The following is a 14,928-nucleotide window of genomic DNA, read 5'->3' on the forward strand; positions in this document are numbered from 1 at the left end:
ATATTCGCACAAAACTTGCCAGTTGATTCCGTCAGGCAGAACCATCATTCCGCCACGCGGTTGACGCCCGCAGGATTGGGATGGGACGATGCACCACATCGAATACCGGCGGACTCACGCCGGAGCCTTGCCTGGAGACAACATGAGCAGTACCGCCGCACCGGCGGGCCAGTCTGGCCCGGCGTCCGCCATTCCTGTATCGCACCCTCCCTTCCAGCCAGCATTCGCTCGCCTGCACCAGACCATGGCGCCATGGGTGGCCAGCCATCCCGACCGCATTGCCGTGATGGACGCACACCGCGCGTTGCGCTATGCGGAACTTGATGAAGCCGTCCGCGAGACCGCCCAGACCCTGACGCAACTCGGCGTGCGGGGCGGCGATCGCGTGGTGCTGGTGACCGAGAACAGCGTGGGATGCGCCGTGCTGCTGCTCGCGCTCAGCGCCATCGACGCGTGGTCCGTACCCGTCAACGCGCGGCTCTCGGCGCGTGAAATCGCTAACATCGTCGAGCACGCCGGCGCGCGGGTGACGCTCTATCTCGACAACGATTTCCCCGAAGCGCGCGAGCATGGCCTCGCCCGTGGTGCGCAGTGGGCCGAGTGGACCCATGTCGGACGCCTGCTGGTCAGCGCCGTCGATGACGCGGCGGTCACGGAGCCGGTGGAGGCCGACCCACGCCAGCAGGTGGCGGCGATGATCTACACCACGGGCACTACGGGCGCGTCGAAGGCTGTGATGCTGACGCATGCCAACCTGATGTTCATCGGCCATTCCAACCGGCTGCAGTCGCGCGTGGCACCCGGCGACCGCGTCTACGGCGTGCTGCCGATCTCGCATGTGTATGGCTTGTCGGTGTTGCTGGTCGGCCCGGTGTCGAACGGCGCCACGGTGTATTACGAGCCGCGCTTCCGTCCCGAGAAACTCGCTCGGGCACTCGTGGATCAACAACTGACGGTGCTACACGGCGTGCCCGCCATGTACGCCAAGGTCATCGAGTGGAGCCGTGCCAACGGCCAGTCCCTGTGCACGCCCGCGCTGCGGATGGCGCAGTCCGGCGGCGCACCGCTGACGGCCACGCTGAAGGCGGCCTTCGAAGAGGCATTCGGCATCGTGTTGCACAACGGCTATGGCATGACGGAGACATCGCCGACGGTCTGCCAGACGCGCGTGGAGACGCCGCGTAGCGATTGCTCCGTGGGCGCGGCCGTGCCCGACGTGGAGATCATGCTCGGCTCGCCCCTGCCCGACGGCAGCGGCGAGTTGCTGGTGCGCGGCCCGAACGTGATGAAGGGCTACTACAAGCGCCCCGACCTGACCGCGCAGACCATCGATACCGATGGCTGGCTGCATACCGGCGACCTCGCACGAATCGACGCCGATGGTGCAGTGTCCATCGTGGGCCGCTCGAAGGAAATCATCATTCACTCGGGCTTCAACGTGTATCCCGAGGAAGTCGAGCAATCGCTGAACGCATTCCCCGCCGTGCTGCAATCGGCAGTGGTAGGCCGGGCGATCGAGGGCAACGAGGAAGTCATCGCGTTCGTCGAGGTACGCGGTGGAATGACGCTCGACGAGGCCGCGCTGCGCGCCTTCCTGCGCGAGCGTCTCTCGCCGTACAAGATGCCCGCCGAAGTGCGCATCGTGACGCAACTGCCCGCCGCACCGTCCGGCAAGATTCTCAAGGCGAAGCTGCGCGAGCAGCTTGCAGCCGGCAACCTGTGAGCCACGCCATGGAACATATGAAACATATGGAACAGACACTGACCACTGCGCCGGACACTTTCGACACCACGCAGGCCGCCACCATCCCTGCCACGCCAGCGAAGAAGGAAAGCGTGCGCAAGGAAGACCGCCACTTCGTCACGGCCCTGGCGCGCGGCCTTGACGTGCTGGCCTGCTTCCGCGCCTTCGACAGCGAACTCGGCAATGCCGAACTGGCGCAGCGCTGCGGCCTGCCCAAGTCCACGATCTCGCGGCTCACGCACACGCTGACCGAACTCGGCTACCTGCAGGCATTGACCGATCCTGTGCGCTACCGCCTCGGCAGTTCGGCGCTCGCGCTGGCCCCAGCCGCGCAACAGGGCGCCGATGTGCTGGCCGTGGCGCGTCCGTTCATGCAGGAACTGGCCGATCTGTCGAAGGGTGTGGCCTCGCTCATCGTGCGCGATCGTGGCCGCATGCTGATTTTCGAGAACTGCCAGGCCGAGAGCTACCTGACGCTGCGCGTGCCCGTGGGCAGCCGCGTATCGGGGCTGACCACGGCGGCGGGCCGCGCCTACCTGCTGGCGCTGTCGAACACGGAGCAACGTCAGGCACTGGCAGCGTTCCGCACCGATGACAAGACGCCCGCGCCCACGGCCGAGAGCATGTTGATGCAATGCCGCGACGAGCATCGCCGGCTGGGCTGCACCACGTCGTTTGGCGAATGGCTGCCCGATATCAACTCGATTGCGCTGGCCTTCCGCCCCGGCCCGTCGCTGCCGCCCATGACGCTGAGCTGCAGCGGACCCAACGCGCTGGTGCCGCCGGCGCATTTGCTGGAGAAGGTCCGCCCGCTGCTGCAACAGCACGTCCGCAGGATCGAGGCCACGTTCGGCGTCACCGCCTGAGCGTTATTCCAGTACAGCAGGAACCCCGCGTTTGCCGTACGATGCGGGTTTTCTGCGCACTCACTCGACCCGATCCCATGCCCCACCTCATCGTCGAAATCACTGAAAACACCCGCCTGGCCCGCTCGAAGGAAGAACTGCTCGACGAGTGCAATGCCGCACTGCTCGCCAGCGGCCAGTTCGATGAACCGTCGATCAAGTCGCGCGTGATCATGCTCGACACATATCGCCGCGGGACCGAACAGGGTGATCGTGGCTTCGTGCACGCCACGCTCCAGATCCTCGACGGCCGCGATCAGGCCATCCGCAAGGATCTTGGCGAACGTGTTGCCAGCGCCATCGCAGAATGCGTGCGGCCCGGCACTGAAGGACAGTCCGTGCAAGTGACGGTGAATGTCGTGGAGATGGAACGCGCGACGTTCGCCAAGCAGGTGATTGGCGGCTGAATCGCCCCTGCTACCCCAGGCGCGAGACCTTCGCGCCTGCTTCCCTGATATGGGTGGCGAGGCTATCCAGACACGGGCCGAATGCTGCGGAAAAGCGGCGTTCGGCACGCAGCCCGCTCAGGTAGTCTTCGGCCATGCTATACGCACGCATCCAGATTGCATTCGGCACACTGGAGCGCAAGTTGGCCGGCAACAGCGTGTTAGACAAGGCGCCGCTCGCGCGCGGCGCGAATCCCATCGACAGCATGTCGTAGGCCGGTGCCAGCACGTAGGGACGCGCGTGCAGCGCATCGCCGTTGGTGAAGGACAAATTGCCGTTGTGCATATCGGTGTTCCCGATCAGCGTGCCGAACGCATAGAGCAATGCGGCGTTTTCTGCGGACTCCGGCGTGATATGTCGCTCGTTGGCAAGTTGCGCGGCAATCACCGGCCAGATGGCGCTGCCCTGACCGGCGAACTCCGCTTCGACAGATTCCAGCGAGAACAGCGCCCGACGTCCCAGCGGCCCGACCCGGTCGAATCGCTCCACCTCCAGGAATCGCTGCGAACCGTGATCGACGACGTGCGATCGTGCCGCGCGGATGCCTGACGCCACGAGTGTCTCCAGCGCGTGATGCTCCGTCAGCAGCAAATCGCGCCAGCGCTCGGTCATCGCGTTGTCTTCGGGGAGCGTGAACTTCACCAGCACATGCCGTGGCCCACGCGTCGTATCGACATAGGCCGTGAATTTGGGCTGCTCGCCACCCGCAGATGATCCCGGTAACTCACCCCGCGCAGCCTCTTGCGCCAGCCGCACGTAGACCGATCCCTTTCCGGCTTCCGCGAGCGGCTTCGGCACCTTGGCACTCAGGAAGCGGTCGCGCGCGAGGTCGCCCAGCAACAGATTGCCCACGGCGTCCTGGCCCTGCGCGATAAGACTTCGCATGATCTGGCTATCGTTCCACTCGGCCACATTGGCGGGCAGGCCCAGCCCCTGCGCATATCGCGCGGCATAGGCGCGACCGAGAAAACCCTGCGGCCGCATATCTAGCAGCCACCAGGGCAGGCTGTCGCTGAAACGGGTAACGCCCCCCTCCGCTTCGCGCATCACGAAGCCGTCCGCCCGCACGGGAATGAGATCGCCCAGCGCGCGGATCGTACCGTCCGAACACACGCGATAGACCGGCACTTCGCCAAACCCGCGAGCAGTGTCACGCAAGGCATATTGAATAGATCGGGCAGCGCCTAGTCGAACCAGTTCGCCATCCATGCCCTGGATGGCGCGCGACAGCGTTGGCTGACTAACTCCAAGGTTTTCAATGAGTTGGCGCGCCGTGGCCGGGCCACCGGCGAGCCGGAACCGGATCTGATCGGGGAGCGAAGCCATATCTGAATAGATTCTTGAATAGAATCATGAATAGATACTGGAATATACCATCGGTTGCGACGCATCGCGACCGGGCTTGCTTGAAGTGCCCTCAAAAGCACAAGAGCGATGTCGCGCTTACGCAGCGACATCGCTCTGTTTCTTATTGTTTGTTAATTAAGACCCCTCCCGCACTCCCCGATCAGGTCACCGGCGCCGGGTTGAACAGTGCCAGGGAGTTCTGCAGGCCATGGTGCTCGGCCCAGGTTTTCTTCCGGCCACTCGCCACCTCGATCATCAGGTTGAACAGTTCCCAGCCCACGTCCTCGATGGTGGCATCCCCCGTGGCGATGCTGCCCGCGTTGATGTCCATGAGGTCATGCCAGCGGCGTGCGAGGTCGCTGCGCGTGGCCACCTTGATGACCGGCACCTCGGCCAGTCCGTACGGCGTGCCACGGCCCGTGGTGAACACGTGCAGGTTCATACCGGCGGCCATTTGCAGCGTGCCGCAGATGAAATCGCTGGCAGGCGTGGCGGTGTAGTTCAGGCCGCGTGTCTTGACGCGCTCGCCCGGCGAGACCACACCGGCGATGGGTGCGCTACCGGACTTGACGATCGAGCCCATGGCTTTCTCGACGATGTTCGACAAGCCGCCCTTCTTGTTGCCTGGCGTGGTGTTGGCGCTGCGGTCCGCGCGGCCGCGGTCCAGGTATTTGTCGTACCAGTCCATCTCGCGGATCATCGCCTCGGCCACTTCGGGTGTAGCGGCGCGCGAGGTCAACTGGTCGATGCCGTCGCGCACTTCGGTCACCTCCGAGAACATCACGGTTGCGCCGGCGCGTACCAGCAGGTCGGTGGCGAAACCCACGGCCGGGTTGGCGGTCACGCCAGAGAACGCATCGCTGCCGCCGCACTGCACGCCCACCACGAGCTCGGAAACGGGCACCGTTTCGCGCTTGCGTGCATTGAGCGTCTTCAAGTGGCTCTCTGCCATCGCAACGATCGAATCGATCATCGACGCGAAGCCCACATGCTTGTCGTCCTGCAGGCAGACCACGCCCACCTGCACTTCGCCAGCGCCGGTCTGGATCGGGATGGTTCCCGGCGGCATCAGGCGATCCGGCTGCAGCTTTTCGCAGCCCAGGCTCACCATCATCGCGGTGCCGCCGAAATTGGGATTCAGCGCGATGTTGCGCAGCGTGCGGATCGGGATGATGGCGTCGGGCGCATCGATGGCCACGCCACAGCCGTAGGTGTGCTCCAGACCCACTACGTCATCGACGTTCGGGTATTTCGGCAGCAGTTCGGCCTTGATGCGTCGCACGGCAAAATCCACCACGCCGGACACACACTGCACGGTCTCCGTGATTGCCAGGATGTTGCGCGTACCCACCGAGCCATCCGGGTTGCGGAAACCCTCGAACGTATAGCCGTCGAGCGGCGGCAGCGGCTCGGGCAGGCGCGTGGAGATCGGCAGGTCGGTCAGGCCGGGCGCCACGGGCATCTCGATGACACGCTCGTTGACCCAGCTGCCGCGCGGCAGATCCTTGAGCGCGTAGCCGATGGTCACGTTGTAGCGCGTCACAGCATCGCCCTGCTTCAGGTCCACAAGCGCCACTTTGTGGCCCTGCGGCACATGTTCCACCAGGGTCAGGCCACACGGGAACACGGTGCCGGCGGGCTGCCCGCCGTCGTTGGCAACAATGGCCACGTTGTCATTCGCGTGGATGCGGATGTAGAGCGGCTTGGGCGCCGCCGCCACGTTCTGAACCGACAAGTCCGACATTTGGGGGATTCCTTCTTTATTGGGGGTGCTTCAGTTCCACGCGGCGAATGTCCTTGACGATCACCAGGTAGCTCAGCACACAGACCAGGGCGTTGATACCGACGAACACCAATGCGCCGTTGAACGAGCCCGTCGTGCTCAGGATATAGCCGATCACGATTGGCGTCACGATGCCGGCAATGTTGCCGAACGTGTTGAAAATGCTGCCGGCCATGCCGATGACTTCCTTGGGCGCCGTATCGGCCACCACGGCCCAGCCCAGCGCGCCGATGCCCTTGCCGAAGAACGCCAGCGCCATGATGGCCACGACCAGCCACTCGGCATCCACGTAGTTGCAGGCCACCATCGAGATCGACAGCGCCATGCCGGCGACGATCGGCACCTTGCGGGCCAGGGTCAGCGAATGGCCGCGACGCAGCAGCGCGTCGGAGATCACGCCGCCCAGTACACCGCCGAGGAAGCCGCAGATCGCGGGCAGCGAGGCCACGAAGCCTGCCTTCAGGATCGACATGCCGCGCGCTTGCACCAGGTACACGGGGAACCATGTCAGGAAGAAGTACGTCAGCACGTTGACGCAGTACTGGCCCAGATACACGCCCGCCAGCATGCGATTCGTCAGCAGTTGCTTCGCGTAGAACCAGCCGGTCGGGCTGGCTTCCTTCGCCTTGCCCTCGCCCTCGTTCATGTGGATCAGGCCGCCGCCCTGCTCGATGTGCGCAAGTTCGGCGGGATTCACGGCCGGATGCGTGGCCGGGCTGCGCATGACCTTGAGCCAGACCAGCGCCAGCAGCATGCCCATGATGCCCATCCACAGATAGACGTGGTGCCAGCCCCAGCTATGGACGATCCACGCCATCAGCGGCGTGAACACCACGGCAGCGAAATACTGGGCCGCATTGAAGATGGCCGATGCCGTGCCGCGTTCATCCGTGGGGAACCAGCTCGCCACAACCTTGGCATTGGCCGGGAACGCCGGCGACTCCGCGAGGCCCACCGCAAAGCGCAGCGCGAACAGCGCGGACAACGTGGCGCCAACCGTGCCGAAAATGCCGATCCAGCCTTGCAGCAGCGTGAACAGCGACCAGAAGAAGATGCTCACCGCGTAGATGCGGCGGGCGCCGAAACGGTCGAGCATCCAGCCGCCCGGAATCTGCGCCATCACGTAGGCCCAGCTGAACGCCGAGAAGATGTACCCCATCTGCACAGCCGTGAAGCCGAACTCCTCGCGCATGGCGGGGCCGGTGATGGATAGCGTGGCCCGGTCGGCGTAGTTGACCGTGGTCACGATGAAGATCAGGGCAAGGATCCAGTAGCGGACATTGGTGCGGCGGGCGCCGGAGGCGGCAGCTGCGCCGGTGGTGGGTGTTGCGGTCATCGGGTCTCCTCACAACCGGGGCCTGATGCAGGAATGCGTTGGGACCGGCTTGTGATATGTCGTCGTACGACCAGAATTATAGTGATCGGGTTCCCCCTGACACAGCGCGCGTTTACCCTGAGTCGGTGCACCGCGCCCTCATGCCGTGCATCGCGCCCAAAAACGGCTGCTTTCAATTAGCTTGCGGTCTGGCGGGTGATGCACCCCTTCCGGACGGTATGCCGAAATGGACCTGGCAAGGTGCCCGGATGACAGGTTAGCAGCAACCTGAACACGGGGTTTTCCCTCAAATCCGACCGTATTGCTTGCATGGTCAAGTTGATAGTTGTACGATGACTTATCTCGAAGCCATCGACACGGTGGAACGAGCTACAAGACGCCCTTGTTCCACCCCAACATCACTATTTCGCCATGTGGCGATCAGGAAGAGCGACATGACTACTCCGCAAGAACTCAAGCAGATCATCTCCGAGGGCCTGCTCTCGTTCCCCATTACCGATTTCGACAAGCAAGGCAACTTCCGCGCCGATACCTACGCAGAGCGCCTGGAATGGCTGGCCCCGTACGGCGCCACCGCCCTGTTTGCCGCTGGCGGCACGGGTGAGTTCTTCTCGCTGACGCAGCAGGATTACTCCAACGTGATCCGCACGGCGGTGGAAACCTGCCGTGGCAAGGTGCCCATCCTGGCCGGCGCCGGTGGCCCGACCCGCGTGGCCATCGAGTACGCGAAGGAAGCCGAGCGCCTGGGCGCCCACGGCATCCTGCTGATGCCGCATTACCTGACCGAAGCCAGCGAAGACGGCATCGCCAACCATATCGAAGAAGTCTGCAAGGCCACCAAGTGCGGCGTGATCGTGTACAACCGTGCCAACTCGCGCATCGGTGCGGATCTGCTGGCCAAGGTCGTGGACAAGTGCCCGAACCTGATCGGCTTCAAGGACGGCGTGGGTGACATCGAAGCGATGGTGCGCGTGCGCCGCAAGCTGGGCGATCGCCTGTCGTACCTGGGCGGCCTGCCCACCGCCGAAGTCTACGCCGCCGCCTACAAGGCACTGGGCGTGCCCGTGTACTCGTCGGCCGTGTTCAACTTCATCCCGAAGACCGCGATGGAGTTCTATCGCGCCATCGCCGCTGACGACCACGCCACGGTGGGTCGCCTGATCGACGACTTCTTCCTGCCGTACCTGGACATCCGCAACCGCAAGCATGGCTACGCCGTGTCGATCGTCAAGGCCGGCGCCAAGCTGGTGGGCCGCGACGCCGGTCCGGTGCGTGCACCGCTGACCGACCTGACCGAAGAAGAACACGGCATGCTGGACGCCCTGATCAAGAAGCTCGGACCGCAGTAAGCATCCTCGATTTGCGTTGAGTTGTAGTGTTGAAGTTTGAAAGCCGGCCTTGTGCCGGCTTTTTTTATTCGCTCGGCGCCTGGCCCTGGCCGAGCGAATCCATCGTCAGATCCACAAGGGCGCGCAAGCGGGCGAGCCGCCGCAGATCCTTGTGAAAGCCGAACCAGACATCGCGTCCGGGGGGCGCTTCGCCGAGATCGACGCGAACAAGATCCGGCATGACATCGCCCAGCGGACACGGCAGCACCGCGAAACCGCCGCCCTCGACACACATGCGCGCCTGTACACCCCGGTTGTTGCTGCGATACACGGTGCGCGCCTGCGGCAGCATCCGCCGCGCCCATGCCACGTCTGGCAGCGCATCGAAAGCCGTATCCATCGTGATGAGTGCCGCGCCCGTCCCGTCTCCTGCACGCGGCGCCACCAGTTCGCGGTGTCCATACAACGCATATTCCATGTGCATGAGCTTGCGCTGGATAACGTCGGCTTCCTCGAACGGCATGATGCGGAATGCCAGGTCGGCTTCGCGGCGGGCCAGGCTGTGCTGACGCGAATCCGTCACCAGTTCCAGTGACACCAGCGGATGTTGCCCAAGAAAACGTGCAAAGACCGGCGTCAGCACATACATGCCGAACCAGTCGGACGACGTAACGCGCAGCGGCCCCGCCAGCGCATTGCCGTGCCCAGCCAGTGCGCGTGCCAGCCCCAGCGCTTCCTCTTCCATGCGCTCGGCATACACCAGCACGGCGTTGCCCTCATCGGTCAACACCAGACCTTCGGTGGTGCGGTGGAACAGCAGTTGCCCCACTGCCTCCTCCAGTGTGCGCAAACGGCGTCCCATGGTCGGCTGTGTCTGGCCGATGAGCTTCGCAGCGCCGCCAAGCGTCCCGGCTCGTGCGATCGCCAGGAAAATGCGCAGATCACTCCACTCCAGCTTTAGCCCATGCATTTTCGATTGGGTGCCATTCGATATTGTTGATTTTCATGCGATTCCGCATGGCACATGATGAATGCCATGACACGCGGAATGCAAGACCGCATCGCGTGATGACCGAAAGGAAGGCAGAACATGACATCGACCATGCAAGCTCTGGTGCTGAATCAATACGGCGGCCCACTCGTATCCACCACGCTGCAGCGGCCCGAACCGGGTCCGGGACAGGTGCTGGTGCGCATCGCAGCGAGCGGCCTCAATCCGCTCGACACCAAGATCCGCGCTGGCGCCGCCGCGCACGCCCGGCATCCGTTGCCGCTCGTCCTCGGCATCGACATGGCGGGCACGGTAGAGGCAATCGGCGCAGGCGTGACCGCTTTCCAGCCGGGTGACGATGTCTATGGCATGACAGGCGGCGTGGGCGGCATCCAGGGTTCTCTTGCCCAGTACGCAGCCGTCGACGCCGCCCTGCTGGCCCGCAAGCCGCGCAACCTGTCGATGCGAGAGGCCGCCGCGTTGCCGCTGGCCTTCATCACAGCCTATGCGGGCATCGTCGATCGTGCACACCTTGGGGCCGGTCAGACCGTGCTCGTGCAGGGCGGTGCCGGCGGCGTCGGACATATCGCGGTGCAACTGGCGCGTGCTCTCGGTGCGTCGGTATTCGCCACTGCCAGTGCGAAGGATCTCGATCTGGTCGCCGAACTGGGCGCGACGCCCATCGACTATCGCGCGCAGACGGTTGAGCAGTACGTGGCCGAGTTGACCCAGGGCGAAGGATTCGATCTCGTTGTCGACACGGTCGGCGGCCCCACGCTCGATGCCTCATTCGCCGCTGTCAGACACTTCGGCCATGTGGTCAGCGCGCTGGGGTGGGGAACGCATGCGCTGGCGCCGCTGTCCTTCCGCGAAGCCACCTACTCCGGTGTGTTCACGCTGTATCCGCTATTGACCGGCAAGCTGCGTGCGCATCATGGCGAGATGTTGGCCGAGGCCACGCGTCTGGCGGAAAGCGGACAGTTGCGTCCCGTCGTGGATCCGCGGCGCTTCACGATGGTCCAGGCAGAGCAGGCTTACGAAGTCGTTGCGGGGGGCACGGCACGCGCCAAGATCGTGGTCGAACTGGATTGAAGGCGTCACGGTCAAGCATTGGCATGGCACCGATCCGGCCCATTCCAGCGCACCAACTTGCAACGTGCGATGCGTCATTCCGGTGAATTCAGCGTATGTGCCATTTGCCAGGACCGGCTTTACGCACCAAACCGGCTGGCCCGAAACCTGCTCAGTGCATAGCGAAGAGTAGAAGCGTTCAACCGCCCCATCCCTTCTTTCCGAAGGGCGGCAGGAAATTGCTCTTGATGTCCGCGCCACGGCGGAGATCGAGAGCCTTGTCCTGGCATCCCGCTCCCCCGTCGGCCGGCCCGTTCACCTTTCCTGAACCCGGAACGACATGACTGACACCACCCTCCCCCTTCACGAACTGGCCCGCGAATCGCGCATGGGCGCGCATGGCTTCGAGACCGATGCGCGCGAGATCCGGCGCATCGACCTGTCGGACTTCGACCAGCGCAAGGCGGAGATCAGCGACCAGCTCTGGCAGGCCGCCACCGATATCGGCTTCTTCCAGCTTGAAAACCACGGCATCGAACTGGCCGCCGCGCGTGAGGCCTTTGCGATGACCGAACGGTTCTTCGCGCTGCCCGATTCGGTAAAGGCCCAGTATCCGCTGCAGAAGGCCAACAACGCCGGATGGGAATCGCGCGCGCAGGTGCGTCCCTCCACGGGAACGCCGGACCAGAAAGAGTCATATCAAATTACGCGGCCGCATATGGCACCGCTATGGCCGACTGACGAAGAACTGGCAGGCTTCCAGGCCACGATGCTGGCCTTCGAGCGGCAAGCCTGGGAAGTGGGCATGAAGGTGCTGTCGTGCTTTGCGGACAAACTCGGCTTCGACAGCGACTTCTTCACGCGTGCGCATGACCCGTCCGCGCCCGACTACCAGAGCACGCTGCGCCTGCTCCACTACTACGCCATCCCGCCCGAAGCGCAGGACAAGCTCGAACTGTGGCGCGCTGGCGCGCACACCGATTTCGATTGCCTGACGCTGCTGTTCCAACGGCAGGGTCAAGGTGGCCTGCAGGTTTGCCCCGGCAAGGAAATGGAAGCGCAGGCATGGACCCCGATCCCGCCCGACGAGGACGTCATCACCTGCAACATCGGCGACATGCTGATGCGCTGGAGCGACGACCGCCTGCCTTCGAATTTCCATCGCGTACGCAATCCGGTACCGGGCGAATACATGGGACCGCGCTACAGCCTGGCGTTCTTCTGCCAGGCCAACCGCAACGCCATGATCGAAGGCCCGTCAAAGTTGTATCCGGCGATCACTGCGGGGGAGTTCCTGAAGCAACGGGTGGCGGCTAATTTCAAGGCTTATTGATTCAAGCACCGATGGGCTTGCTCCCCTCTCCCATGCAGTGGGAGAGGGGAGAAAAACAGGGCAAACACAAACCAAACCCCCAACAAAAAACCCCACGCTTTCTCAAGCGTGGGGTTTCAAGCCGTCCACCCGAAGGTGGACAGGCGACTACCAAAGGGATCGGGCTATCAGGCCGCAGCGTCCTTCAGCTTCTTCAGCGGACGGACCTTGACCTTGACGCTGGCCGGCTTGGCCGGGAACCAACGCTCTTCACCCGTGAACGGGTCCTTGCCGAAGCGCTTCTTCTTGGCCGGCACTTGTTGTGCGGTGACCTTCAGCAGGCCCGGCAGCGTGAATTCGCCAGCGCCCTTCTTGTTCAGCGCGCTAACGATGGTGTTTTCGAGATGGGCCAGAACCGTCTTCACGGCCTTGGCTTCGAGCTGGGTTTGCGCTACCAGGTGAGCGACCAGGCTCGACTTGTTGAAGGTGTCCTTCAGCGGCTTCGGAGTCGGAGCAGCGGCCGGAGCAGCCTTCTTGGCCGGAGCGGCGGCCTTCTTTGCGGCAGCCTTTACGGGTGCCTTGGTTGCTGCTGCCTTCTTGGCAGGAGCCTTGGTTGCAGTCTTCGCGGTCGGTTTCGCTTTGGTCGCCATGTCGATATACGAGAGTTGAAGATTGTCGTTCCGGCCGATTCGCAATCACTGCCTGACGCTAGTCGTTTGCAGAGTCGTGAACCATGCTGGCCGGCACGCACTGAATCATAGCGGAAACGGCCAGAAGTAAAGGGGTTTTCTCACATGCGGCAGGTCAAACCAAGTAAAAACCCCGTGTTTTGTCGCTGCTTTGCGTCAGGAAACTCTCTGCGGAGCGCTACGTACCCCCACTTTCGCGTCTGACAGACGCTGCAAACGCGCAAAAGTTTCCGCGAATCAATGCGCGTGCGCAGCCATCGCGTCGCGTGTTTCGTGCGCCAGGCCCAGTGCAAAAGCGGTTTCCGCCACGAGGAAAAGCGGGCCGACCAGCAACCCGACAAGGTCGTCGACGAAAGCCGGCTTGCGTCCCTCGTAGTAGTGCCCCACGAACTGGATGATCCAGCCGAGCACGAACAGACCGATGCCGCTGGCCAGCCATGCCGTCGTGGAAAACGCCGCGATCCACGCGCCTGCCCAGACGAACGCCGCGAGGATCACGGCCATCGCCACGCCGAATCCGAGCGACAGCCGCAGATAGAACAGGCAAGCGAGTGCGTAGACGACGATGGCCGGTGTCAGTGCCACGCCCCCCTCGCCCAGCGGCATTGCAGGGCGTCCCAGCAGCGCGGTCACGGCCAGCACGATCATCGGGATACCTACGAAGTGGGTGACGACGTTGCGTGAGTCGCGGTGATAGGCGGCGTACTGGGACAGATGATCGATCAGGGTTTTCACGTGGGGTCTCCTGGAATGTATGCCGGTCTCGAATGCTGCAACGTAGCGAAACCACGATGCCCGCCGGGTTTCGAGGTCGATTTATAGTAGTCACGCGAAAAGCGCTGCGGAATAGCAAAAACCCGGCGTTAACCCGCCGTTCGAGGCACTCCACTAATCTTCCTTCTCCCCTCGCCATGCTCGACGCCGACCAGATACCTGCCCTGACTGCCGATCAACGCGAAGCGTGGCTGCGGCGCATCGGCTTCGATCAGCCCACGCCACCGACGCTGGAAACCCTCGACGCGTTGATCGCCAGCCATCTGCGGCATCTGCCATTCGAGAACCTGAACTCGCTGACAGGTCGCCGCGTAGCCATCGACCTGCCGTCAGTCTTGGAGAAGCTCGTGTATCAGGGCCGCGGGGGCTACTGCTTCGAACTCAACACGCTTTTCTGCGCGGGCCTGAAATCGCTGGGTTTTTGCGTAACGCCGCTGGCCGCGCGCGTGCGCTGGAACATGCCGGCCTCGGCACGCACAGGCTTGACGCACATGCTGTTGCGCGTGGAAGTGGCCCACGAAAGCCATATTGCCGATGTCGGGTTCGGTGGTCCCACGCCCGCATTTGCGCTGCCGCTGTCTTCGCCGATCGCGCCGCAGAAGCTCCATCGGCTGCAACCTGTGCCACCTGCAGAGGCTGGCGGAGCCTTTCACCTGTACGACATGACCGTCGGCGATGGCGGGGAAACGGCGGAAGCGGACGCATGGCGCGTCATGTATCGCTTCGACCTGACACCGCAGCCGCAAATCGATTACGTGGCCCGCAACTGGTACGTGTCCACCCATCCGGAGAGCCACTTCACAACGACGCTGATGGCGGCCCGCATCGAGCCCGATGGCACACGGCTCGCATTGGCGAACGCCGATTTCACCGAGCGCCCCTCGGACGGACAGATACGCAAGCAGGTGCTGCCTTCCGCCGCGGCCGTGATCGAGTTGCTCACCGGGCGCTTCGGCATCCGCCTGGACGACGATCTTCGCGCTGCCCTGACGGCGCGCCTGCCCGAGATCCTCCTGGCATACCGCACAACCTGAACCGACGAACTGAAATTCTGCGCTGCAGGATATAGCCATGCATCGCGCGCATTGCCCGCAGAACATTTGCTGATAACGGGTCGGTCGCGGCCCTTGGCCGGTGGACTGAGCGGCGGGTGGTTGCCCATAATGTTCCGGCTCATTCACGAATCAGGTGGCGGCCAGGA

General features: G+C 63.7%; 13 protein-coding genes. 7 read left to right on the forward strand and 6 right to left on the reverse strand.

All coding sequences use genetic code 11. The features are described from left to right. The first annotated feature begins 142 nt into the window (after positions 1–142). The 3 genes from GA566_RS20975 to GA566_RS20985 all read left to right on the forward strand — a co-directional run bounded on the left by GA566_RS20975 (position 143) and on the right by GA566_RS20985 (position 3,056). Entirely contained in the window at positions 143–1,723 is a 1,581-nt protein-coding gene (locus GA566_RS20975) for a class I adenylate-forming enzyme family protein (protein ID WP_160473926.1), read from the forward strand. A gap of 8 nt (positions 1,724–1,731) precedes the next feature. Beyond that, positions 1,732–2,610 carry an IclR family transcriptional regulator gene (locus tag GA566_RS20980; protein WP_237380555.1) on the forward strand — a complete coding sequence of 293 codons (879 nt, stop codon included), beginning with the start codon at positions 1,732–1,734 and terminating at the stop codon, positions 2,608–2,610. A 77-nt stretch (positions 2,611–2,687) separates the two neighbouring features. Next, a complete protein-coding gene (locus tag GA566_RS20985) occupies positions 2,688–3,056 on the forward strand; it encodes a 5-carboxymethyl-2-hydroxymuconate Delta-isomerase (protein WP_160473927.1) in 369 nt (122 codons plus the stop codon). Positions 3,057–3,066: 10 nt separating this feature from the next. Here GA566_RS20985 and yjjJ read toward each other — a convergent pair whose 3' ends face one another. The 3 genes from yjjJ to GA566_RS21000 form a co-directional block, all read right to left on the reverse strand. Continuing rightward, positions 3,067–4,422 carry a type II toxin-antitoxin system HipA family toxin YjjJ gene (yjjJ, locus tag GA566_RS20990; protein ID WP_160473928.1) on the reverse strand — a complete coding sequence of 452 codons (1,356 nt, stop codon included), beginning with the start codon at positions 4,420–4,422 and terminating at the stop codon, positions 3,067–3,069. 181 nt (positions 4,423–4,603) lie between these two features. Further along, positions 4,604–6,187 (reverse strand): galactarate dehydratase, encoded by a 1,584-nt coding sequence (gene garD, locus GA566_RS20995; RefSeq protein WP_160473929.1) that lies wholly within the window; start codon positions 6,185–6,187, stop codon positions 4,604–4,606. A 16-nt stretch (positions 6,188–6,203) separates the two neighbouring features. Continuing rightward, entirely contained in the window at positions 6,204–7,562 is a 1,359-nt protein-coding gene (locus GA566_RS21000; protein ID WP_137923690.1) for an MFS transporter, read from the reverse strand. Between the two features lie 434 nt (positions 7,563–7,996). Here GA566_RS21000 and kdgD point away from each other — a divergent pair, with 434 nt between their 5' ends. Next, positions 7,997–8,911: a 5-dehydro-4-deoxyglucarate dehydratase gene (kdgD, locus tag GA566_RS21005; RefSeq protein ID WP_137923691.1), complete on the forward strand. Its 915-nt coding sequence runs from the start codon at positions 7,997–7,999 to the stop codon at positions 8,909–8,911. Positions 8,912–8,975: 64 nt separating this feature from the next. Here kdgD and GA566_RS21010 read toward each other — a convergent pair whose 3' ends face one another. Then, positions 8,976–9,860 carry a LysR family transcriptional regulator gene (locus GA566_RS21010; RefSeq protein WP_160473930.1) on the reverse strand — a complete coding sequence of 295 codons (885 nt, stop codon included), beginning with the start codon at positions 9,858–9,860 and terminating at the stop codon, positions 8,976–8,978. Positions 9,861–9,980: 120 nt separating this feature from the next. Between GA566_RS21010 and GA566_RS21015 the strand changes: the two genes are divergently transcribed. After that, positions 9,981–10,973, forward strand: coding sequence for a zinc-dependent alcohol dehydrogenase family protein (locus GA566_RS21015; RefSeq protein WP_160473931.1), 993 nt, complete (start codon positions 9,981–9,983; stop codon positions 10,971–10,973). 319 nt (positions 10,974–11,292) lie between these two features. Then, complete coding sequence (locus GA566_RS21020) at positions 11,293–12,285, forward strand: isopenicillin N synthase family oxygenase (protein ID WP_137923694.1); 993 nt, start codon at positions 11,293–11,295, stop codon at positions 12,283–12,285. Positions 12,286–12,452: 167 nt separating this feature from the next. Here GA566_RS21020 and GA566_RS21025 read toward each other — a convergent pair whose 3' ends face one another. Beyond that, positions 12,453–12,914, reverse strand: coding sequence for an HU family DNA-binding protein (locus GA566_RS21025; RefSeq protein ID WP_137923695.1), 462 nt, complete (start codon positions 12,912–12,914; stop codon positions 12,453–12,455). Between the two features lie 276 nt (positions 12,915–13,190). Further along, a complete protein-coding gene (locus GA566_RS21030) occupies positions 13,191–13,688 on the reverse strand; it encodes an Mpo1-like protein (protein ID WP_160473932.1) in 498 nt (165 codons plus the stop codon). 176 nt (positions 13,689–13,864) lie between these two features. Between GA566_RS21030 and GA566_RS21035 the strand changes: the two genes are divergently transcribed. Next, entirely contained in the window at positions 13,865–14,761 is an 897-nt protein-coding gene (locus GA566_RS21035) for an arylamine N-acetyltransferase (protein WP_160473933.1), read from the forward strand. Positions 14,762–14,928 lie beyond the last annotated feature (167 nt).

Origin of the sequence: Cupriavidus sp. SW-Y-13 (genome assembly GCF_009793345.1) — a bacterium.
Lineage (GTDB): Bacteria > Pseudomonadota > Gammaproteobacteria > Burkholderiales > Burkholderiaceae > Cupriavidus.

Bases quoted from the DNA above. Each gene is read 5' to 3' on its own strand.
- GA566_RS21025 (WP_137923695.1), bottom strand. From the start codon at position 12,914: ATGGCGACCAAAGCGAAACCGACCGCGAAGACTGCAACCAAGGCTCCT.
- kdgD (WP_137923691.1), top strand. From the start codon at position 7,997: ATGACTACTCCGCAAGAACTCAAGCAGATCATCTCCGAGGGCCTGCTC.
- GA566_RS21020 (WP_137923694.1), top strand. From the start codon at position 11,293: ATGACTGACACCACCCTCCCCCTTCACGAACTGGCCCGCGAATCGCGC.
- GA566_RS20985 (WP_160473927.1), top strand. From the start codon at position 2,688: ATGCCCCACCTCATCGTCGAAATCACTGAAAACACCCGCCTGGCCCGC.
- GA566_RS21000 (WP_137923690.1), bottom strand. From the start codon at position 7,562: ATGACCGCAACACCCACCACCGGCGCAGCTGCCGCCTCCGGCGCCCGC.
- GA566_RS21010 (WP_160473930.1), bottom strand. From the start codon at position 9,860: ATGCATGGGCTAAAGCTGGAGTGGAGTGATCTGCGCATTTTCCTGGCG.
- GA566_RS20980 (WP_237380555.1), top strand. From the start codon at position 1,732: ATGGAACATATGAAACATATGGAACAGACACTGACCACTGCGCCGGAC.
- garD (WP_160473929.1), bottom strand. From the start codon at position 6,187: ATGTCGGACTTGTCGGTTCAGAACGTGGCGGCGGCGCCCAAGCCGCTC.
- GA566_RS20975 (WP_160473926.1), top strand. From the start codon at position 143: ATGAGCAGTACCGCCGCACCGGCGGGCCAGTCTGGCCCGGCGTCCGCC.
- GA566_RS21015 (WP_160473931.1), top strand. From the start codon at position 9,981: ATGACATCGACCATGCAAGCTCTGGTGCTGAATCAATACGGCGGCCCA.
- yjjJ (WP_160473928.1), bottom strand. From the start codon at position 4,422: ATGGCTTCGCTCCCCGATCAGATCCGGTTCCGGCTCGCCGGTGGCCCG.
- GA566_RS21035 (WP_160473933.1), top strand. From the start codon at position 13,865: ATGCTCGACGCCGACCAGATACCTGCCCTGACTGCCGATCAACGCGAA.